This window comes from Pseudomonas sp. LH1G9 (genome assembly GCF_002949975.1).
Lineage (GTDB): Bacteria > Pseudomonadota > Gammaproteobacteria > Pseudomonadales > Pseudomonadaceae > Aquipseudomonas > Aquipseudomonas veronii.
This window is the reverse complement of record NZ_CP026880.1, coordinates 155,652-174,891: the sequence shown is the minus strand read 5'-3', so window position 1 is coordinate 174,891 and position 19,240 is coordinate 155,652. Positions and strand designations below refer to the sequence as shown.

Sequence of the window (19,240 nt, the reverse complement as noted above, 5' to 3'; positions counted from 1 at the left end):
GGTGGCCTCTCGAATAGGAAACATACCGACCCATCGTGCCTAAGCCCCCCCTGAACCATGCGCTACATAGCTACGCGCCGCCGATCGGCGGCCAAGGTTTACATGCCCTGCACCCCAGGTAGAATGGCGCCCTTCCCCTGTCACCCGAGCAGACTTCATGGCGTTGCCGACCCTTCGCATCATTGGCTTCATCATCGGCATCTTCCTGATCACCCTCGCGATCGCCATGGTCGTTCCGATGGTCATCCTGGTGATCTTCGAACGCACCAGCGACCTGCCGTCGTTCCTGTGGGCCAGCCTGATTACCTTTATCGCCGGCCTGGCCCTGGTGATTCCCGGTCGCCCGGAACATATCCACCTGCGTCCCCGGGACATGTACCTGCTGACGGTGAGCAGTTGGGTGGTGGTGTGCATCTTCGCCGCGCTGCCGTTTTTCCTGACGCAGAACATCAGCTACACCGACTCGTTTTTTGAAAGCATGTCCGGCATCACCGCCACCGGTTCCACGGTGTTGAGCGGGCTGGACACCATGTCGCCCGGCATTTTGATGTGGCGTTCGCTGCTGCACTGGCTCGGCGGGATCGGCTTTATCGGCATGGCGGTGGCGATCCTGCCGCTGCTGCGCATTGGTGGCATGCGCCTGTTCCAGACCGAGTCCTCGGACCGCTCGGAAAAGGTCATGCCGCGTTCGCACATGGTGGCGCGGCTGATCGTGGCGGCGTATGTGGGCATCACCATCCTCGGCAGCCTGGCGTTCTGGTGGGCCGGGATGGGCTTGTTCGATGCGATCAACCATGCGATGTCGGCGATTTCCACCGGCGGGTTTTCCACCTCCGATGAGTCCCTGGCGCACTGGAAACAACCGGCGGTGCATTGGGTAGCGGTGGTGGTGATGATCCTCGGCAGCCTGCCGTTCACCCTGTACGTCGCCACGTTGCGCGGCAACCGCCGGGCGTTGATCAAGGATCAGCAGGTGCAGGGTTTGCTCGCCTTGCTGTTGATGACCTGGCTGGTGCTCGGCACCTGGTACTGGTGGACCACCAACCTGCACTGGCTGGATGCGCTGCGCCATGTGGCCCTGAACGTGACGTCGGTGGTGACGACGACCGGTTTTGCACTGGGGGACTACAGCCTGTGGGGCAATTTCTCACTGATGCTGTTTTTCTACCTGGGTTTTATCGGCGGTTGCTCGGGGTCAACGGCGGGTGGGATCAAGATCTTCCGCTTCCAGGTCGCCTATATCCTGCTCAAGGCCAACTTGAACCAGTTGATTCACCCGCGCGCGGTGATCAAGCAGAAGTACAACGGCCACCGCCTCGACGAAGAGATCGTGCGTTCGATCCTGACCTTCTCGTTTTTCTTCGCCATCACCATTTGCATGATCGCCCTGGCCTTGTCGCTGCTCGGCCTGGACTGGATGACCGCGCTGACCGGCGCCGCCAGCACGGTGTCCGGGGTCGGCCCGGGCCTGGGCGAAACCATCGGCCCGGCCGGCAACTTCGCCAGCCTGCCGGACGCGGCCAAGTGGATCCTGGCGCTGGGCATGCTGCTCGGCCGGCTGGAAATCATTACAGTCTTTGTTCTGTGCATCCCGGCGTTCTGGCGTCACTGACCGTCGACGTATCCAGCAACCGCGCGCGGTACTCGCCGGGCGTGGCGTCGAACCAGCGGCGGAAGGCGCGGAAGAAGTTGCTCGGGTCGGCAAAGCCCAGCAGGTAGGCGATCTCCAGCAGGGTCATGCTCGGCTGCGCCAGGTATTGCTCGGCCAGTTCGCGGCGGGTGTCGTCCAGCAGGGTCTGGAAACTGGTGCCCTCTTCCTGCAGACGCCGCTGCAACGTGCGTTGGGACAGGTGCAGGGTCTGGGCCACCACTTCGCGCTTGGGTTCGCCCTGGGGCAACAGGCGGCACAGCACCTGCCGCGCCTTGTGGGTCACGCGGCTTTCGGAGAAGCGCGCCAGGTATTCACCGGCAAACCGGTCGTGCAGCAGCGCCATTGCCTCATTGGCGGTGGGCAGCGGCGCCTCCATGTCGGCGCGCTCGAAAATCAGCGCGTCATAGGCCGCGTTGAACTCCAGGGGCGCATGGAACGCCTGTTTGTAGGGCGCGAGGTCGGCGGGTTGCTCACCTTGCAGCAGCACCTTGCGCGGTTGCAGGGTACGCCCGGTCAACCAACCGCACAGCGCCAGCGCACAGGCCAGCGAGGCTTCGGCGCTTTGCCGGGTGGGCGGCAGGTGATCGCCATGTACTGTCAGAATCAGCGCATAGCCTTCGGGTAATAATTGGAAACTCAGGTCAGCGCTTTCGGCGATGATCCGCTGGTAGCGCACCAGGCGCATAAAGCCTTCCGCCAATGTGTTGCTGGACATCAGCGCGTAACCGGTCACGTGAAACGACGCCGGGCGCACCACTTTGCCCATGTTCAGGCCAATCGCGGGGTTGCCCGACAATTCCACGGCACGCTGCCACAGCCGCGTCATGGAGTCTTGCGGAAAGCGCGCATCGGGGTCGTTGAGGGCGGCATAGTCCAGGCCCAATTGTTTGAACAACACCTGGCAATCCAGGCCGTCCATTTCCAGTGCCTTGACTATCCCCATCGCCCAGCTTGCAGAAGTTGTTCGTTCGCTCATGGCGTCTTCTTAATAAAGCAGGCTGAAACCGCAGCCAGGAAGGCAAGGATACTAAAGTGGCATCTAATGTCACTGGCTGTTACCACTGATCACTCTAGACTCAAATAAGCTCCCCGCCGAACAACTGTTCGACGGCATAACAATCAGAGGGCCGACCACCGTGGGAAATACCAAGCAATTCAATAGCTTCGCCGAGTTTTACCCGTATTACCTGAAAGAACACGGCAACAGCACCTGCCGGCGCCTGCACTTTATCGGCACCACGCTGGTGATTGGGCTTCTGGCGTATGTGCTGGGCAAAGGCGCCCTCGGCCTGCTGATTGCGGTGCCCATCGCCGGCTACGGCTTCGCCTGGGTGGGCCACTTCTTCTTCGAAAAGAACCGCCCGGCGACCTTCCAGCATCCGTTCTACAGCCTGCTCGGGGATTTCGTGATGTACCGCGACATGATCCTGGGCAAAGTGCCGTTCTAGCCGTGCGACGTCTGGTCACTTGTGCTTTAACGATGACGCTTTGTCCGTCCGTCGATATAAAAGTCTTTTTGTCATTTACAGTGCTGTATCCTGCCAAGGCTTTTTGAGAGCGCGGAATCACCTGCGATTGAAAAAACAGACTTTGCGAGGAGCGACGACGATGCACGAGATACCTAATCTCCCCTTCCCAAGCCTGCACCCAACAGAGCAGCCAACACCGCAGCAGGCCGGCGACAAGCAGCCTGAGGCCAAAGAAGCAAAACCAGTCGACCGCGAAAGCCAGGACTGACGCCGTACCAGACCGTGTGGAAAGCGCACCTTTGAGCGCTTTCCACACTGCCTGAAATTCCCGAGATACCCGCCATGACCGACAACCACTCCGATAGCCCCAACGCCGCCATACTCGACACTGCCCTGCAGATGGTCGACGTATGGAACCGTCTCAACGCGGACAAACAGGCCCTGCTGCTCAAGCGCTTCGGCACCCAGGAAAACGCCTTGGCCGCCCTGGTCACCACGCAATTGCTCGCCCCTGCCCGGTCCTGACGCGGTTTAGACCGACGTTTTGGCTTTTTACTGCCCTGCGCGGGCCAAAGCATCGGTATCATTAGCAGCCTATCTTTACCTGCTGCGACAGTGGACCCTTCCCATGCCAGATACCCAGCGCCCCATGGCGGTCACGCTGCAAGTTGTTTCCATCGTGTTGTTCACCTTTATCGGCTACCTGAATATCGGCATTCCCCTGGCCGTGTTGCCGGGCTATGTCCACAGTGAGCTGGGCTTTGGCGCGGTGATCGCCGGGCTGGTGATCAGTGTGCAATACCTCGCCACCCTGCTGAGCCGGCCGTATGCCGGGCGCGTCATCGATAACCTGGGCAGCAAGCGCGCTGTGCTGATCGGCCTGGCGGGCTGCGGCCTGAGCGGCGTGTTCATGTTGCTCGCGGCGTGGTTTTCCAGCCTGCCGGCGCTGAGCCTGGGCAGCCTGCTCATCGGCCGCCTGGTGCTGGGCAGTGCCGAAAGCCTGGTAGGTTCGGGCGCCATCGGCTGGGGCATTGGCCGGGTGGGGGCGGCGAACACGGCGAAGGTCATCTCGTGGAACGGCATCGCCAGCTATGGCGCCCTGGCGGTCGGCGCGCCGTTGGGGGTGCTGCTGGTGCGTCACCTCGGCTTGTGGAGCATGGGCGTGAGTATCCTGCTGCTGGCAGCGGTGGGCCTGCTGCTGGCGTGGCGCAAAGAGCCGGCACCAATTGTCGCCGGGGTGCGCCTGCCTTTCATGAATGTGCTGGGCCGGGTATTGCCCCACGGTTGCGCACTGGCGCTGGGCTCCATCGGCTTTGGCACCATCGCCACCTTCATCACCTTGTATTACACCACCCAGCATTGGGATAACGCGGTGTGGGCACTGAGCCTGTTCGGCGCCAGTTTTATCGGCGCGCGCCTGTTGTTCGGCAATTTGATCAACCGCATCGGCGGCTTTCGCGTGGCGATCGCCTGCCTGTCGGTGGAGGTGCTGGGCTTGCTGCTGCTGTGGCTGGCGCCGGATGCGCCGTGGGCACTGGCGGGCGCGGCGTTGAGCGGCTTCGGTTTTTCTTTGGTGTTTCCGGCGCTGGGAGTGGAGGCGGTCAATCTGGTGCCTGCGTCCAGCCGGGGTTCGGCGGTGGGCGCGTACTCGCTGTTCATCGACCTGTCGCTGGGGATCACCGGCCCGCTGGCCGGGGCCGTGGCGGCCGGCTTTGGCTTTGCGTCGATCTTCCTGTTCGCCGCCCTCGCCGCCCTGGTCGGGTTGCTGCTGAGTGTCTACCTGTACCGGCAAGCCCCCAAGGCCCGCGAGGCGCGCGACGCCTAGAAGTCGACCTTGCCGCGCCCGGCCTTGATGCTGCCGCGCTTGGTCTTGGATTCGAGGCGGCGTTTCTTCGAGCCCAGGGTCGGTTTGGTCGGGCGGCGTTTCTTCTCCACCTTGGTGGCGCTGAGGATCAACTCCACCAGGCGCTCCAGCGCATCGGCGCGGTTCTGTTCCTGGGTGCGGTATTGCTGGGCCTTGAGCACCAGCACGCCGTCGCTGGTAATCCGACTGTCGCGCAGTGCCAGCAAGCGCTCCTTATAGAATTCCGGCAACGACGAGGCCGGAATATCAAAGCGCAGATGCACCGCGCTCGACACCTTGTTGACGTTCTGCCCGCCGGCGCCCTGGGCGCGAATGGCGGTCAGCTCGATCTCGGCGTCGGGCAAGTGGACGTTGTTGGAAATCACCAGCATGAGCAACGGGTTCCTCTAAGGGGAGCCCAAGGATACGCGAATGCGCCCCGCCCATCCCTTCAAACGACAAACCCGGCACGCGGCCGGGTTTGCTCAACAGCATCGAAGGGTTACTCCAGCGCGGCCATCGCCAGACGCTGATCCGCGCGGCGCTTGTTCTTGATCCAGTAACACAGCCCCATGAACGCCACCCACACCGGGATCGCATACACCGAGACCTGAATCCCCGGAATCATCAGCATGATCACCAGGATAAACACCACGAACGCCAGGCACAGGTAATTGCCATACGGATACCACAGCGCCTTGAACAACGGCACCTGGCCGGTGCGGTTCATGTGCTGGCGGAACTTGAAGTGGGAGAAGCTGATCATCGCCCAGTTGATCACCAGCGTGGCCACCACCAGCGACATCAGCAGTTCCAGCGCGTGTTGCGGGATCAGGTAATTCATCAGCACCGCCACCAGGGTGATCGCCGCCGAGGCGAGGATCGAGCGCACCGGCACACCGCGCTTGTCGATCTTCGCCAACACCCGCGGCGCGTCGCCCTGCTCGGCCATGCCCAGCAGCATGCGGCTGTTGCAGTAGGTGCCGCTGTTGTACACCGACAGCGCGGCGGTCAGCACCACAAAGTTGAGGATATGCGCGGCAGTGTTGCTGCCGAGCATCGAGAACACCTGCACGAACGGGCTGCCGCTATAGGCATCGCCGGACGCATTAAGGGTCGCCAGCAGGCTGTCCCACGGCGTCAGCGACAACAGCACCACCAGGGCGCCGATGTAGAAGATCAGAATGCGGTAGATCACCTGATTGATCGCCTTGGGGATCACGGTGCGTGGCTGGTCGGCTTCGGCCGCGGTAAAGCCGAGCATTTCCAGGCCGCCAAAGGAAAACATGATGAGCGCCATGGCCATTACCAACCCACCGACACCGTGGGGGAAGAAGCCGCCGTGTTCCCACAGGTTACTCACCGAGGCTTGCGGGCCGCCGCTGCCGCTGACCAGCAGGTAGCTGCCCAGGGCGATCATGCCGACGATGGCCACCACCTTGATGATGGCGAACCAGAACTCGGCCTCGCCGAAGACTTTGACGTTGGCCAGGTTGATCAGGTTGATCAACACGAAAAACGCCGCCGCCGACACCCAGGTCGGAATCTCCGGCCACCAGTAATGCACGTATTTGCCGACAGCCGTCAGCTCCGACATGCCCACCAGGATGTACAGAATCCAGCAGTTCCAGCCCGACAGGAAGCCAGCGAAACCGCCCCAGTATTTGTGGGCAAAGTGGCTGAAGGAACCGGCTACCGGCTCTTCGACGATCATTTCGCCGAGTTGGCGCATGATCATGAAGGCAATGAAGCCGCAGATGGCATAGCCCAGGATCATCGACGGGCCGGCGGATTTGAGCACCCCGGCCGAACCCAGGAACAGGCCGGTGCCGATGGCGCCACCGAGGGCGATCAACTGGATATGACGGTTTTTCAGGCCACGTTTCAGTTCGCCTGAAGAGGAATCGGGTCCACTCATGAAAAGGCTCTCACGCAAGGTTTGATGATGTTGAATGCAGGTTGCTGCCTTGTTGTTCGACTCAAGCAGCGCCGCTCAAACCCCAGCGCAGGCACCAGGAATACAGCGTCGTTCTATCGGTCATGCGTCACCTGTTTGTTTTTATCTGTGACGAAATCGAACCCGTCTGGCTCGTGGCCAGGCGGAGTGATCAGGGTGGATTAACCCTGAGGTCTTGGCCTTTTGCGCGGTTACGCAAGGGGGTCACAGTAAAACGCGGCGCATTGTACACCGCTCGACCGCTTGCGGACGGCCCTCGCGAGCCTCCGCGACAATCTGTCAGGTATTCCTTACAGCACGGCACCGGCCCAATACCGCAGGCCTTTTGCGTAAATCAATCGTTACAGCGCGGAAAATCGGCGTTACACCCAGCCAGTATCTGTCAGTTCACAAAAAATTGGCGGTAGGACATATCCGAACACTCGCCTGCCCCAGTGCGCTGTTTTGCATGGGGAAAAAATGGCGCGTCAAAAACAGAACAAAAAATCCAAATGAGACCGTGTCAATAAAATTTTTGCATTCCGAAACACTCTCACCTAGGTTCTTTCACTTGCCCTGCGAAGCCCGCGGGTAAGCCGTTCTCAAACAACGTCCTCTAGGAGATACACCATGCAAGCACTGGAAAACGACCTGGAAACCGAACTGCAACTCGACGATTGGTTTGAAGCGCCGACCCATGAGGCCGCCGTTGAAATGATGCAAGCCGATGCTGTGGTGCCTTTTGGCACCGCGATGTGGCCGTTCTAACCCTCGGCAGGCATCCGGCAGGTGCAGTGCGCTGCACCTGCCCCCTTACCCAAGGCACACAAGGACACCCGTCATGGACAAGGCCCGCGCCGTCGAACACTTTCTCTACTACCTCGCCCACCATCCGGCCCTCAGCGGCTTGAGCCGGCCGACCGTGCTGCTGGGCCATACCGAACGCTACGAGGCGATTGCCCAGGCGATCAGCCTCGGCAGCGCCGCCCGCTTCAACTTCCAGGTGCAGCGCCTGGACCTGGCCGCCAGCGACACCCTGGCCGAAGCCATCGAAACCTGCGACCTGTACCTGTTTTTCTACGACGCCTCGACCCTGCCCAACCCCCGCGCCGAAGGCCCGGACTTTATCCGCGCCTTGCATGGCGTAATGGCCGAGCACTGGAAAAAATCCCTGCTGTTCAAGGACTACGGCGACTACTTCTACGACACCTTCAGCGTCGAGCCGCAACGCATCGCCGACCTCAACGCCACGCTGATCCGACGCATGTCCCAGGCCTCGGTGCTGAGCTTCAGCGATCGGCACGGCTCACGCCTGCGAGCACCGCTGAGCAGCATCAAGAAGTGGACCAATATCAACGGCATCGGCAACCACGACCTGGCCCCCGGCGAGATCGCCACCCACAGCGAAGCCATCAACGGCCAGGTGCGGTTTGTCGGCACCTTCCTCAGCACGATCCCCTTCGCCCGTAAATATGGCGTGCTGCAATCACCGCTGGAGCTGTGGATCGAAAACTCGACCATCTGCAGTGTCGCCAGCGACGTCCCGGGGCTGGCGGACGATTTCAACAAGTACCTGAACGCCAACCCATCGAACCGCCGCGTGGAGGAACTGGGGATCGGTACCAATGAAGGGGTCAAGGATCTGTATGCGCGCAACGCCGGGTTCGAAGAGCGTCACTGCGGCCTGCACCTTGGGTTGGGTGGCGGGCAGAAAGGCAGTCATCACCTGGATTTGATCTTCGCCAGCGGGGTGTTGGCGCTGGATGACAAGCCGGTGTTCGATGGCACCTTTGCGTTCTGATCAGATCCAACTGTGGGAGGGGCTTGCTCCCTCCCACAGTTGATGGCATTGCAAATGCAGATCCAAAAAAAACGCCAACCCGAGGGTTGGCGTTTTTATGCAGCCGTTACATCACTGCGGTTTCTTGCGACCAAAACCCGGGCGTTGACCGGAACCGGCCGGCGCGCCACGGCGCTTGCCCGACGGCTCGTCCGCCACCAGTTTCAGGCCTGGGCGCTTGTTCGGCGCGGGCTTGGCTGGGCGCTTGGTGCTGGCGTTGTCGGCCGGGCGACCTGCGGGCGCACCGCGACCGGCTTCACCGCGATTACCGCGACCACCGCTTGGCGCTTCGCCACGGCCGGCAGGACGCGGCGTGCGTGGCGCACGTTCGCCTTCCTGACGCGATGGCGCGGTGGGACGACGCTCGCCTTCAATGTGCGGCTCACGGGAAATCCGCCCGCCGGTAGCCGGTGCATCCAGCGCCGGGCGCAGGGTGCGGGCAACGCGTTCGGTGCGGGCCACCGGGCGCGACGATTTACGCTGCATGCGTTCGAGCTTGTCTTTGCTCTTGGCGTTCATCTGCGGCATCGCGACCGGCGTCAGGCCGACTTCGGCGCTGAGGATGTCGACTTCGTACTGGCTCATTTCGCGCCAGCGGCCCATCGGCAGGTCGGAGTTGAGAAACACCGGACCGAAGCGCACGCGCTTCAGGCGGCTGACCACCAGGCCCTGGGATTCCCACAGGCGACGCACTTCACGGTTGCGACCTTCCATCACCACGCAGTGGTACCAGTGGTTGAAACCTTCGCCGCCGGGTGCTTGCTTGATGTCGGTGAACTTGGCCGGGCCGTCTTCGAGGACGACGCCAGCTTTCAAGCGTTCGATCATCTCGTCATCGACTTCACCACGCACACGCACGGCGTATTCGCGGTCCATCTCGTAGGACGGGTGCATCAGGCGGTTGGCCAGCTCACCGTCGGTGGTGAACATCAGCAAGCCGGTGGTGTTGATGTCGAGACGGCCGATGTTGATCCAACGGCCTTCTTTGGGCTTTGGCATCTTGTCGAACACGGTCGGACGGCCTTCCGGGTCGTCACGGGTGCAGATCTCGCCATCGGGCTTGTTGTACATGATCACGCGGCGCACCGATTCGGCGGCCTCTTCACGCTTGATGACCTTGCCATCAATGGTGATTGCATCGTGCAGGTCGACGCGCTGGCCGAGGGTGGCCTCGACGCCGTTGACCTTGATGCGCTTCTGGGTGATCCAGGCTTCGACGTCGCGGCGCGAGCCCACGCCGATACGCGCCAGCACCTTTTGCAGTTTTTCGCCTGCTGGGCCGATTTCCTGGCTGTCGTTCTGGTCTTTATCGTTCATCTTAAGCACCTCCCGGTGGGTCGATTCAGGCGTGGCCTGAAGAGTGTTGAAAGCGGGGCTTTGGCCGAATACATCGGCAAAGGGTCGCGAATCATACGCGCATGGCGCGCGTTGCGCATCAGAGGCTAGTCGATAAGTGCCGAGTCGGTGGTTTTTCCGCCGACCGGTGGTGCCCACCGGCTATAGGAGCGAGCTTGCTCGCGAAAATCGTCAACGATAACGCGGGGAATCTGGTTGTCTGCGGTGTTCTTGGGTTTTTCGCGAGCAAGCTCGCTCCTACAAGGTGGTCGTCAGTCGTCGAGCTGGCGGCGCTCGGCCTCGATGGCTTCGGCCAGGGCACGGGCTTCGTCCTCTTCGTCGCTCAGCGGCGGCTGTTCGAGGGCGGCGACGGCGGCCAGGAGTTTTTCGCGGGCTTGGGCGACGCCGAGGATGTCTTCCTCAGGTTCCGCTTCGGGCTCTGGCTCGACTTCAACATTCACCTGGCTTTCGGGCTCGGCCGCGCCATCACGCAGCAAGTCATCGAAGTCGGTCTTGATCCCCTGCTCCATGTCGTCCAGTTCCAGCAACAAGGTATGGAAACTGGTTTCGTCCTTCGGTTCTTCCGGCTCGGCCGTGGCATCGGCCAGTTCCTGCAGGCTCGCCGGGACCGGGGCGTCGTCGAAGTCGAGTTCCGGCTCGGTTTCCATCTCGCGCAATTCGGCCAAGGGCGGCAGGTCGTCGAGGTTTTTCAGGTTGAAGTGGTCGAGGAACACCTTGGTGGTGGCGAACATCGCCGGTTTGCCGGGCACGTCGCGGTAACCGACGATGCGAATCCACTCGCGCTCCAGCAACGTCTTGACGATATGGCTGTTGACCGCCACACCGCGCACGTCCTCGATTTCACCGCGAGTGATCGGCTGGCGATAGGCGATCAGTGCCATGGTTTCCAGCATCGCCCGGGAATAACGCTGCGGGCGTTCTTCCCACAAGCGGCCGACCCATGGGGAAAACTTCTCACGTATCTGCAGGCGATAACCCGACGCCACTTCGCGCAGTTCAAAGGCACGGCCGTCGCAGGACTTGCGCAGGATCTCCAGGGCTTTCTTGAAGACCGGCGGTTCAGGACGCTCGGCCTCTTCAAAGAGTTCGAACAGGCGCTCCAGGGATTGCGGCTTACCCGAGGCCAGAAGAAAGGCCTCCAGCAGCGGGGCCAGTTCGCGGGGTTCAGTCAGATTCATCGATTCAGCTCGTTATTCGGCTCGCGCCCGCACGTGGATAGCCGCAAAAGGCTCATTCTGGACCAGCTCGACCAAGGATTCCTTGACCAGCTCAAGGATCGCCATAAAGGTCACCACCACCCCCAGGCGCCCTTCTTCGGCGGTGAACAGCTCGACAAACGGCACAAAACCGCCGCCTTTGAGGCGTTCGAGCACATCGCTCATGCGCTCGCGAGTCGACAACGCCTCGCGGCTGACCTGGTGGTGTTCAAACATGTCGCCACGGCGCAGTACCTCGGCCATCGACATCAGCAACTCCTCCAGGCTCACGTCCGGCAACAGCTTGCGCGCCCGGGCTTCCGGCGCATCGAGCTTGGGCACCACCACATCGCGGCCCACGCGGCTGAGGCCGTCGATGCCTTCGGCGGCGGCCTTGAAGCGTTCGTACTCCTGCAGGCGTCGGATCAGTTCGGCGCGCGGGTCGTCCTCTTCGGCCTCGATCGTCTCCGAGCGCGGCAACAGCATGCGCGACTTGATCTCGGCGAGCATCGCGGCCATCACCAGGTACTCGGCGGCCAGTTCCAGGCGCACCGACTGCATCAGCTCGACATAGCCCATGTACTGGCGGGTGATTTCCGCCACCGGGATGTCAAGGATGTTGATGTTCTGCTTGCGGATCAGGTACAGCAGCAAGTCCAGCGGGCCTTCGAAGGCCTCGAGGAACACCTCCAGGGCATCCGGCGGGATGTACAGGTCCAGCGGCATTTCCATGACCGCCTGGCCATATACCATGGCAAACGGCAGTTCCTGCTGGGCGCCGGCCTGGCTGTCGACGGTTTCCACGGCCGACATTCAGGCCTCGGCCATAAACGGCGCCGGGTCGCCGCAGCCGACGCGGATCACTTCGGGGTCGCCGTCGGCCAGGTTGATCACGGTGGACGCCTTGCCGCCGCCGAAACCACCGTCGATGATCAGGTCGACGTGTTTTTCCAGCAGTTGGCGCATTTCGTAGGGGTCTTCCAGCGGTTCGGTGGCGCCGGGCATGATCAGCGACACGCTCATCAGCGGCTCGCCCAACTCGGCCAGCAGCGCCAGGGCAATCGGGTGTTCCGGCACGCGCAGGCCGATGGTGCGCTTCTTCGGATGCAGCAGCAGGCGCGGCACTTCGCGGGTGGCGTTGAGAATAAAGGTGTACGGCCCCGGCGTGTGGGCCTTGAGCAGGCGGAAGGTGCCGGTGTCGACCTTGGCGAACAGGCCCAGTTGGGACAGGTCGCTGCAGATCAGCGCGAAGTTGTGCTTGTCGTCCAACTGACGCAGGCGTCTGACACGCTCGACCGCGTTTTTGTCGCCGATCTGACAACCGATGGCGTAGGACGAATCCGTTGGATAGATCACCACGCCACCGGCGCGAATGATCTCCACGGCCTGTTTGATCAGGCGTGGCTGAGGGTTTTCCGGATGAATCTGGAAGAATTGACTCACGTGCTCTACCTGTTCAGACGGTGGCAATAATGGGGTCATGCTTGAATCGCCCCCACAAGAGCGGCAAGTCTTCCGGGACCGGGCGATATTCGCCGATCTCGGACCAGCCGCCTGGGCCATGAAAGTCACTGCCGGCGCTGACCAGCAGACCAAATTCACGGGCAAGAATCGCCAGGCTGCCGACCTGTTCGGCGGGTTGATGCCCGTTGACCACTTCAATTGCGTGGCCGCCCGCACCAATATAGTCGCCAATCAGCTTGCGACGCTTGCTGCGGGTGAAATCGTAATGCCAGGGATGTGCCAGGCTGACCCAGGCCCCGGAGGCCCGCAGGGTCTCGACGGTGTCGTCCAAGGTCGGCCAGTGCTGCTTGACGTCGCCCAGCTTGCCGGCGCCCAGCCATTTGCGAAAGGCTTCGGCGCGGTCCCGGACAAACCCTTCGCGCACCATCCAATCGGCGAAATGCGGCCGGGCCGGTGCGTTGCCGCTGTCGCCCAGTTCCTGCTGGATGGCCCGGGCGCCGTCGAGGGCGTTGGACATGCCTTTGAGGCCGAGCTTGCGGCTTATTTCTTCGGAGCGCAGCCAGCGGCCATCGCGCAATTGGGCGACGGCCTCCACCAGCGGCGGGGCTTTTTGGTCGAAACCGTAGCCAAGCACATGAATGGTGGCGCCACCCCAGGTGCAGGACAATTCCACGCCGTTGACCAGTTGCATACCCAGGGCCTGGGCGGCTTCGCGGGCTTCGTCGAGGCCTTCGAGGGTATCGTGGTCGGTCAACGACAGGACTCGCACGCCTTTTTCAAACGCACGCGCAACCAGCACCGCGGGCGCCAGGGCGCCATCGGAGGCCGTGCTGTGGCAGTGCAAATCAACATTCACGGAAGTGTGTAACCTCAAGTCAGGTGGCGCTTTCGCTACCAAGGATGTTTGTTATTATGCCGCCACATCCAGCTTCTGGCTCTTACTGTGAAACAATTCATCGACTTCATCCCGCTGTTGCTGTTTTTCATCGTTTACAAACTCGACCCCAGGGTCATCGATCTCGCCGGCCATGAACTGACCTTCGGAGGCATCTACAGCGCCACCGCCGTGCTGATCATCAGCTCCATCGTGGTCTACGGCGCCATCTTCATCTCCCAGCGCAAACTCGAAAAAAGCCAATGGCTGACCCTGGTCGCCTGCCTGGTCTTCGGCAGCCTGACCCTGGCCTTCCACAGCGAAACCTTCCTTAAATGGAAAGCCCCGGTGGTGAACTGGCTGTTCGCCCTGGCGTTTATCGGCAGCCACTTCATTGGCGACCGCCTGTTGATCAAGCGGATCATGGGCCACGCCCTGACCCTGCCGGAGCCGGTATGGACCCGCCTGAACATGGCCTGGATCGTGTTTTTCCTGTTCTGCGGCGCCGCCAACCTGTTCGTGGCCTTCACCTTCCAGGACTACTGGGTCGACTTCAAGGTGTTCGGCAGCCTGGGCATGACCGTATTGTTCCTGGTCGGCCAAGGCATCTACCTGTCGCGCCACCTGCATGACACCGACCCCACTTCGCCGAAAACCGAGGACTGACATGCTCTACGCCATCATTGCCACCGACGTTGCCAACTCGCTGGAAAAACGCCTCTCCGCGCGCCCGGCCCACGTCGAGCGCCTGAAAGTACTGCAGGCCGAAGGCCGCATCGTGTTGGCCGGCCCGCTCCCGGCGATCGACAGCAACGACCCGGGCGACGCCGGTTTCACCGGTAGCCTGATCGTTGCCGAGTTCGCGTCCCTGGCCGATGCCCAGGCCTGGGCCAAGGCTGACCCGTATGTAGCGGCCGGCGTCTACGCGGACGTGGTGATCAAACCGTTCAAGCAAGTCCTGCCTTGACCCCGGTTGCGCCGAACCAATTCGGTTCGGCGCACTCCTAATTGCTCATTATTCTGGGTAACCTGCCGACAACGTTCTGAATATTCGTGTGGAATCAGGAGTTCCGATGCGCTTACGTCAGTTGTGTCTGTTGGCAGTGTTAATGATCGGGGCTACGGCCCACGCTGAAGAAACCTCAAGCACCGGCAGTTCTACGCCCCTGTCCTTGAGCGCCGGCAGCCAGATCACCGAATTGCAGCAACGCTTGAAAGAAAGCGAACGGCTGCGTGAAGAACTGAGCAAGCAACTGCAAACCACGGATGCTGCGCGTGAAAGTGCCCAGTTGAGTCGCTTGCGCCAAGAGAACCAACGCCTGGCCCAGCAACTCAAAGAGGCACAGGGCGGCGGCTTGACCCGATGGCTGACCGAGCAGCAGCAGTGGTTTGTCACCGGCGCAGCCGTCGCGCTGATCGCCTTGCTGTGCGGGATCTTCGCCAGCGGTGGGCACCGTCGCCGTCGACAATGGCTAAATTGAGTGAGTCATGAGCGAGCTGTTACTGATAGATGATGACCAGGAGCTCTGCGAGCTGCTGACCAGTTGGTTGGGCCAGGAAGGCTTCCAGGTGCGCGCCTGCCACGACGGCTTGAGCGCCCGCAAAGCCTTGGCCGACAGCGCCCCGGCGGCCGTGGTGCTCGACGTGATGTTGCCCGACGGCAGCGGCCTGGAGCTGCTCAAGCAATTGCGCAACGACCATCCGGAGTTGCCGGTGCTGATGCTGTCGGCCCGGGGCGAGCCGCTGGACCGCATCCTCGGCCTGGAACTGGGCGCCGACGATTACCTGGCCAAGCCCTGCGACCCGCGGGAACTGACTGCCCGCCTGCGCGCGGTGCTGCGTCGCAGCCACCCGGCTGCCGTGTCGACCCAGCTGGAACTGGGCGACCTGTGCTTCAGCCCGGTGCGCGGCGTGGTCAGCATCGACAATCAGGAATTCACCCTCACCGTCTCCGAAAGCCGCCTGCTCGAAGCCTTGCTGCGCCAGCCCGGCGAACCGCTGGATAAACAGGAACTGGCGCAGATCGCCCTCGGCCGCAAGCTGACCCTCTACGATCGCAGCCTCGACATGCACGTCAGCAACCTGCGCAAGAAGATCGGCCCGCACCCGGATGGCCGGCCACGGATCGTGGCGCTGCGCAGCCGCGGCTACTACTACAGCCTCTGAACCCCGCGCCACACTGATCCCACCATTGATCTGCTCGTTCCCAAGGGTTTTGTCAGCCGCCGCCAAAACCCTCTTTACCCAAGCTTTACCCACACCTGACCGCCGCTGACCTTGATCTCCGTAATCTACTCACATCCGGACTCACCGGAATAGAGACAGGAGAATCACCATGCGCAAGACCCTAATCGCTCTGATGTTCGCCGCTGCCCTGCCCACCGTTGCCATGGCGGCAATGCCCGAAGGCCCAGGCCCGATGGGCGGCCCAGAAGGCCACATGATGATGGGTGGCCCAGGCCACGGCGGTGAACACGGTCCGCGTGGCAAAGGTGGCCCGCTCAGCCAGCTGGACTTGAGCAAGGAACAGCGCGAGCAAATTGGCAAGCTGATGGGTGGCCAATGGCAGGCTCGCAAAGACCTGGTCAAAAAGTATCTGGACAAACTCCCGGCTGCTGACCAGAAAGCCATGCAAGATGAAATCGCCGCCGGCAAGCAGAAAACCCAGGCCGATATCCGTGCCGTACTCAAGCCTGACCAGCAGAAGAAATTCGACGAGATCGTCAAGAAACAGGAACAACGCCGCGCCGAATGGACGGAATTCCAGGCCTGGAAAGCGCAGCAGCCGCAAAAAGCGCAATAATGCGTTAGCTTCACTGCCCCAGCCCAGCGGTTCGCGCCGCTGGGCTTTTCCTGTTTGAGGGTTTCCTGTGCGTTCATTGTTCTGGCGCATCCTGGCCAGTTTCTGGCTGGCTATCGCCTTGGTTGCCGGGCTGTCGATACTGCTTGGGCATATGCTCAACCAGGACGCCTGGATTCTCAGCCGCCACCCCGGTCTCAATAACCTGGCCGAAGAGTGGACCCAACTCTACGAAACCCAGGGCGAGGACGCCGCCCAAGACTTGCTGCAACAGCGCAAGCGTCAGTATCACATTGACGTGCAAGTACTCAACGAAAGCGGCGAGCCCGTGGTCCGCGGCACCTTTCCGCGCCGCGCCGCCGCCTTCGAAGCCCGGCAGAACGACAGCAAGGACGGCCACCTGCCCTGGCGGCGCCTGACCGCCGAGTACACCAGCGAAAAGACCGGCGACACCTACCTGCTGATCTATCGCATCCCCCACCCGGAGCTGGACGCCTGGCACCGCAGCAGCCTGATGTGGCCGTTGAGCGCATTGGCGATTGCCCTGGTGGTGCTGACCCTGTTCAGCCTGCTGGTGACGCTGTCCATCACCCGCCCCTTAAGCCGCCTGCGCGGCGCGGTACACGACCTCGGCCAGGCCACCTACCAGCAGAACAGCCTGGCGCAACTGGCCAACCGCCGCGATGAGTTCGGCGTACTCGCCACCGACTTCAACCGCATGGGCGCACGCTTGCAGAGCCTGATCGGCAGCCAGCGCCAGTTGCTGCGAGACGTGTCCCACGAACTGCGCTCGCCCCTGGCCCGCCTGCGTATCGCCCTGGCCCTGGCCGAGCGGGCCGGCCCCGAGGAACGGGAAAGACTCTGGCCGCGCCTGACCCGCGAGTGCGACCGCCTGGAAGCACTGATCAGCGAAATCCTGGTGCTGGCCCGGGTCGATGCCGACAACGCCAGTGCCGAAGACGTCGACCTCATCCCGCTGCTCAAGACCCTGCAAAAGGACGCCCAGCTCAGCGCGCCGGACCAAGTGGTGCAACTGAGCGCCGATCCCGACCTGCGCCTCAAAGGCTGGCCGACCATGATCGAACGCGCCGTGGATAACCTGTTGCGCAATGCCCAGCGCTTCAACCCGCCCGGCCAACCGATCGAGTTGCAGGCGCGCCGCCTGGGCGAACGCATTCTGATCAGCGTGCGCGACCACGGCCCCGGCGTCGAAGCCGAGCACCTGAGCCAACTGGGCGAGCCGTTCTACCGCGCCCCCGGCCAAACGGCGCAGGGCCACGGCCTGGGCCTGGCGATTGCACGGCGCGCAGCGGAACGGCATGGCGGCAACCTGATCCTGACCAATCATCCCGACGGCGGTTTCAGCGCCAGCATCGACCTGCCATTGACGCCGGGGGTTGTCACACCGGTGTGATGATCTTCTATAGTGACCCTTCTCTTATGGAGGGCCTTCGATGACTGACCTGCTGACTCCCATCCAAGCCGCACTCGATCTACCGCGCACCCCGCTGACCTCGACCGGGGCCGGCGCCCTGCCGTCGATCTTCGCCGTGAGCGACCTGGCCTGCGCCAGCATCGGCGCCGCCGGCCAGGCAGTTGCCCAACTCATCCTGCAACAGACCGGGCGCTTGCCCAGCGTGAGCGTGGACCGACGCCTCGCGTCTTTCTGGTTCTCTTCTTCGATCCGCCCCACAGGCTGGCAAGTACCGCCACTGTGGGACCCGGTGGCCGGCGACTATGCCAGCGCCGACGGCTGGATTCGCTTGCACACCAACGCGCCGCATCACCGTGCGGCTGCCGAGCGGGTGCTGGGCCACGTCGCTGACCGTGCCGGGATGGCGAGCAAGGTCGTCGCGTGGAACGCTGCCGAGCTGGAGCAGGCGATTGTCGATGCCGGCGGTTGTGCCGCGCAGATGCGGTCGTGGCAGGCCTGGCAGCAACATCCCCAAGGCTTGGCGGTGAATGCCGAGCACCTGATTCAGCGCCAAACTTTTGAACCCGCCGCCAACAGGCCCTGGCGCGGCTCGGCGGCCCGCCCGCTGGCCGGCCTCAAAGTGCTGGACCTGACCCGCGTGCTGGCCGGCCCCGTGGCCAGTCGTTTTCTCGCCGGGCTGGGCGCGGACGTGCTGCGCATCGACTCGCCGACCTGGAACGAGCCGGGCGTAGTGCCGGAAATGACCCTGGGCAAACGCTGTGCGCGCCTGGACCTGAAAACCGCCGCAGACCGCCAGGTTTTCGAAGGGTTGCTCAAAGACACCGATATCCTGTTCCACGGTTACCGCGCCGATGCCCTCGAGCAATTGGGCTACACCGCCCACGCATTGCAACAGCTCGCCCCCGGCCTGATCGACGTGAGCCTCAACGCCTATGGCTGGAGCGGCCCGTGGCGCAACCGCCGGGGCTTCGACAGTCTGGTGCAGATGAGCTGCGGCATCGCCGACGCGGGCATGGCCTGGAAACACACGAATGAACCTGTGCCGCTACCGTTGCAGGCGCTGGATCACGCCACCGGCTACTTGATGGCGGCCAGCGCGATCCTGGCCCTGCGCGAGCGCTTGGCGTCCGGCCGTGGCGGCTCGGCGCGATTATCGTTGGCGCGCACGGCAAAATGCTTGATGGAGGCCGGGCCGGTTCCGGAGCAACCGGCATTGCGGGCCGAAGCCCTCGAAGACCAGGGGCTGGTGGTGGAGCAAACCGCCTGGGGACCGGCGCACCGATTGCTCGCGCCGCTGACCATCAGCGGCACACCGTTGCAGTGGGATTTGCCGGCAGGGGAATTGGGGTCGCACCGGCCTCGCTGGTGACCTGAGA

22 protein-coding genes are annotated in these 19,240 nt (G+C 62.6%); 14 read left to right on the top strand and 8 right to left on the bottom strand.

All coding sequences use genetic code 11. The features are described from left to right. Positions 1 to 157 precede the first annotated feature (157 nt). Positions 158 to 1,612 (top strand): TrkH family potassium uptake protein, encoded by a 1,455-nt coding sequence (locus C5F70_RS00830; RefSeq protein WP_017847171.1) that lies wholly within the window; start codon positions 158 to 160, stop codon positions 1,610 to 1,612. Here C5F70_RS00830 and C5F70_RS00825 read toward each other — a convergent pair. After that, positions 1,569 to 2,627, bottom strand: a complete 1,059-nt coding sequence (locus C5F70_RS00825) for an AraC family transcriptional regulator (RefSeq protein ID WP_102617886.1) — start codon at positions 2,625 to 2,627, stop codon at positions 1,569 to 1,571. The genes C5F70_RS00830 and C5F70_RS00825 overlap by 44 nt on opposite strands. A gap of 160 nt (positions 2,628 to 2,787) precedes the next feature. Here C5F70_RS00825 and C5F70_RS00820 point away from each other — a divergent pair, with 160 nt between their 5' ends. The 4 genes from C5F70_RS00820 (at position 2,788) to C5F70_RS00810 (ending at position 4,945) form a co-directional block, all read left to right on the top strand. After that, positions 2,788 to 3,099 carry a DUF962 domain-containing protein gene (locus C5F70_RS00820; protein ID WP_017847169.1) on the top strand — a complete coding sequence of 104 codons (312 nt, stop codon included), beginning with the start codon at positions 2,788 to 2,790 and terminating at the stop codon, positions 3,097 to 3,099. A gap of 160 nt (positions 3,100 to 3,259) precedes the next feature. Then, positions 3,260 to 3,388 carry a hypothetical protein gene (locus tag C5F70_RS30890; RefSeq protein WP_017847168.1) on the top strand — a complete coding sequence of 43 codons (129 nt, stop codon included), beginning with the start codon at positions 3,260 to 3,262 and terminating at the stop codon, positions 3,386 to 3,388. 74 nt (positions 3,389 to 3,462) lie between these two features. After that, complete coding sequence (locus tag C5F70_RS00815) at positions 3,463 to 3,645, top strand: hypothetical protein (protein WP_046382277.1); 183 nt, start codon at positions 3,463 to 3,465, stop codon at positions 3,643 to 3,645. Positions 3,646 to 3,748: 103 nt separating this feature from the next. Continuing rightward, a complete protein-coding gene (locus tag C5F70_RS00810) occupies positions 3,749 to 4,945 on the top strand; it encodes an MFS transporter (RefSeq protein WP_104902577.1) in 1,197 nt (398 codons plus the stop codon). On the opposite strand, the gene arfB is transcribed toward C5F70_RS00810, so the two are convergent. Further along, on the bottom strand, positions 4,942 to 5,355 hold the full coding sequence (gene arfB / locus C5F70_RS00805) for an alternative ribosome rescue aminoacyl-tRNA hydrolase ArfB (RefSeq protein ID WP_017847165.1): 414 nt from the start codon (positions 5,353 to 5,355) through the stop codon (positions 4,942 to 4,944). The genes C5F70_RS00810 and arfB overlap by 4 nt on opposite strands. Before the next feature lie 110 nt (positions 5,356 to 5,465). Next, positions 5,466 to 6,881, bottom strand: a complete 1,416-nt coding sequence (locus C5F70_RS00800) for an amino acid permease (RefSeq protein WP_102617889.1) — start codon at positions 6,879 to 6,881, stop codon at positions 5,466 to 5,468. Positions 6,882 to 7,529: 648 nt separating this feature from the next. Here C5F70_RS00800 and C5F70_RS30750 point away from each other — a divergent pair. Together C5F70_RS30750 and C5F70_RS00795 are read left to right on the top strand one after the other, a co-directional pair. Continuing rightward, complete coding sequence (locus tag C5F70_RS30750; RefSeq protein ID WP_003175756.1) at positions 7,530 to 7,667, top strand: hypothetical protein; 138 nt, start codon at positions 7,530 to 7,532, stop codon at positions 7,665 to 7,667. Positions 7,668 to 7,740: 73 nt separating this feature from the next. Continuing rightward, positions 7,741 to 8,700 carry a hypothetical protein gene (locus C5F70_RS00795; protein WP_017847163.1) on the top strand — a complete coding sequence of 320 codons (960 nt, stop codon included), beginning with the start codon at positions 7,741 to 7,743 and terminating at the stop codon, positions 8,698 to 8,700. Positions 8,701 to 8,811: 111 nt separating this feature from the next. Here the strand turns inward: C5F70_RS00795 and rluB are convergent, their stop codons facing one another. From rluB to C5F70_RS00770, 5 genes are all read right to left on the bottom strand, one after another. Then, positions 8,812 to 10,056 carry a 23S rRNA pseudouridine(2605) synthase RluB gene (rluB, locus tag C5F70_RS00790; RefSeq protein WP_017847162.1) on the bottom strand — a complete coding sequence of 415 codons (1,245 nt, stop codon included), beginning with the start codon at positions 10,054 to 10,056 and terminating at the stop codon, positions 8,812 to 8,814. A gap of 290 nt (positions 10,057 to 10,346) precedes the next feature. Beyond that, complete coding sequence (gene scpB, locus C5F70_RS00785; protein ID WP_046382275.1) at positions 10,347 to 11,273, bottom strand: SMC-Scp complex subunit ScpB; 927 nt, start codon at positions 11,271 to 11,273, stop codon at positions 10,347 to 10,349. Positions 11,274 to 11,285: 12 nt separating this feature from the next. After that, positions 11,286 to 11,984, bottom strand: a complete 699-nt coding sequence (locus C5F70_RS00780) for a ScpA family protein (RefSeq protein ID WP_169850570.1) — start codon at positions 11,982 to 11,984, stop codon at positions 11,286 to 11,288. A gap of 120 nt (positions 11,985 to 12,104) precedes the next feature. After that, complete coding sequence (locus C5F70_RS00775) at positions 12,105 to 12,734, bottom strand: L-threonylcarbamoyladenylate synthase (protein ID WP_017847159.1); 630 nt, start codon at positions 12,732 to 12,734, stop codon at positions 12,105 to 12,107. 13 nt (positions 12,735 to 12,747) lie between these two features. Beyond that, positions 12,748 to 13,611: a PHP domain-containing protein gene (locus C5F70_RS00770; protein WP_026140053.1), complete on the bottom strand. Its 864-nt coding sequence runs from the start codon at positions 13,609 to 13,611 to the stop codon at positions 12,748 to 12,750. An 87-nt stretch (positions 13,612 to 13,698) separates the two neighbouring features. Here C5F70_RS00770 and C5F70_RS00765 point away from each other — a divergent pair, with 87 nt between their 5' ends. The 7 genes from C5F70_RS00765 to C5F70_RS00735 all read left to right on the top strand — a co-directional run bounded on the left by C5F70_RS00765 (position 13,699) and on the right by C5F70_RS00735 (position 19,233). Continuing rightward, complete coding sequence (locus C5F70_RS00765; RefSeq protein ID WP_104902576.1) at positions 13,699 to 14,295, top strand: septation protein A; 597 nt, start codon at positions 13,699 to 13,701, stop codon at positions 14,293 to 14,295. Between the two features lies 1 nt (position 14,296). Continuing rightward, the gene (locus tag C5F70_RS00760) at positions 14,297 to 14,596 is read left to right on the top strand and encodes a YciI family protein (RefSeq protein WP_046382272.1); all 300 of its coding nucleotides are present in this window, start codon (positions 14,297 to 14,299) and stop codon (positions 14,594 to 14,596) included. Positions 14,597 to 14,702: 106 nt separating this feature from the next. Next, positions 14,703 to 15,110 carry a translation initiation factor 2 gene (locus tag C5F70_RS00755; protein WP_046382271.1) on the top strand — a complete coding sequence of 136 codons (408 nt, stop codon included), beginning with the start codon at positions 14,703 to 14,705 and terminating at the stop codon, positions 15,108 to 15,110. 7 nt (positions 15,111 to 15,117) lie between these two features. Continuing rightward, entirely contained in the window at positions 15,118 to 15,795 is a 678-nt protein-coding gene (locus C5F70_RS00750) for a response regulator transcription factor (RefSeq protein WP_046382270.1), read from the top strand. Between the two features lie 169 nt (positions 15,796 to 15,964). Continuing rightward, positions 15,965 to 16,432, top strand: coding sequence for an LTXXQ domain protein (locus C5F70_RS00745; RefSeq protein WP_104902575.1), 468 nt, complete (start codon positions 15,965 to 15,967; stop codon positions 16,430 to 16,432). Between the two features lie 67 nt (positions 16,433 to 16,499). Then, positions 16,500 to 17,843, top strand: coding sequence for a HAMP domain-containing sensor histidine kinase (locus tag C5F70_RS00740; protein ID WP_104902574.1), 1,344 nt, complete (start codon positions 16,500 to 16,502; stop codon positions 17,841 to 17,843). 40 nt (positions 17,844 to 17,883) lie between these two features. After that, positions 17,884 to 19,233 carry a CoA transferase gene (locus tag C5F70_RS00735; RefSeq protein ID WP_104902573.1) on the top strand — a complete coding sequence of 450 codons (1,350 nt, stop codon included), beginning with the start codon at positions 17,884 to 17,886 and terminating at the stop codon, positions 19,231 to 19,233. Positions 19,234 to 19,240: the final 7 nt, after the last annotated feature.

Coding starts and splice junctions, on each gene's coding strand:
- C5F70_RS00830 (WP_017847171.1), top strand. CDS start 158: ATGGCGTTGCCGACCCTTCGCATCATTGGCTTCATCATCGGCATCTTC.
- C5F70_RS00825 (WP_102617886.1), bottom strand. CDS start 2,627: ATGAGCGAACGAACAACTTCTGCAAGCTGGGCGATGGGGATAGTCAAG.
- C5F70_RS30890 (WP_017847168.1), top strand. CDS start 3,260: ATGCACGAGATACCTAATCTCCCCTTCCCAAGCCTGCACCCAACAGAG.
- C5F70_RS00815 (WP_046382277.1), top strand. CDS start 3,463: ATGACCGACAACCACTCCGATAGCCCCAACGCCGCCATACTCGACACT.
- C5F70_RS00810 (WP_104902577.1), top strand. CDS start 3,749: ATGCCAGATACCCAGCGCCCCATGGCGGTCACGCTGCAAGTTGTTTCC.
- arfB (WP_017847165.1), bottom strand. CDS start 5,355: ATGCTGGTGATTTCCAACAACGTCCACTTGCCCGACGCCGAGATCGAG.
- C5F70_RS00800 (WP_102617889.1), bottom strand. CDS start 6,881: ATGAGTGGACCCGATTCCTCTTCAGGCGAACTGAAACGTGGCCTGAAA.
- C5F70_RS30750 (WP_003175756.1), top strand. CDS start 7,530: ATGCAAGCACTGGAAAACGACCTGGAAACCGAACTGCAACTCGACGAT.
- C5F70_RS00795 (WP_017847163.1), top strand. CDS start 7,741: ATGGACAAGGCCCGCGCCGTCGAACACTTTCTCTACTACCTCGCCCAC.
- rluB (WP_017847162.1), bottom strand. CDS start 10,056: ATGAACGATAAAGACCAGAACGACAGCCAGGAAATCGGCCCAGCAGGC.
- scpB (WP_046382275.1), bottom strand. CDS start 11,273: ATGAATCTGACTGAACCCCGCGAACTGGCCCCGCTGCTGGAGGCCTTT.
- C5F70_RS00760 (WP_046382272.1), top strand. CDS start 14,297: ATGCTCTACGCCATCATTGCCACCGACGTTGCCAACTCGCTGGAAAAA.
- C5F70_RS00755 (WP_046382271.1), top strand. CDS start 14,703: ATGCGCTTACGTCAGTTGTGTCTGTTGGCAGTGTTAATGATCGGGGCT.
- C5F70_RS00750 (WP_046382270.1), top strand. CDS start 15,118: ATGAGCGAGCTGTTACTGATAGATGATGACCAGGAGCTCTGCGAGCTG.
- C5F70_RS00745 (WP_104902575.1), top strand. CDS start 15,965: ATGCGCAAGACCCTAATCGCTCTGATGTTCGCCGCTGCCCTGCCCACC.
- C5F70_RS00735 (WP_104902573.1), top strand. CDS start 17,884: ATGACTGACCTGCTGACTCCCATCCAAGCCGCACTCGATCTACCGCGC.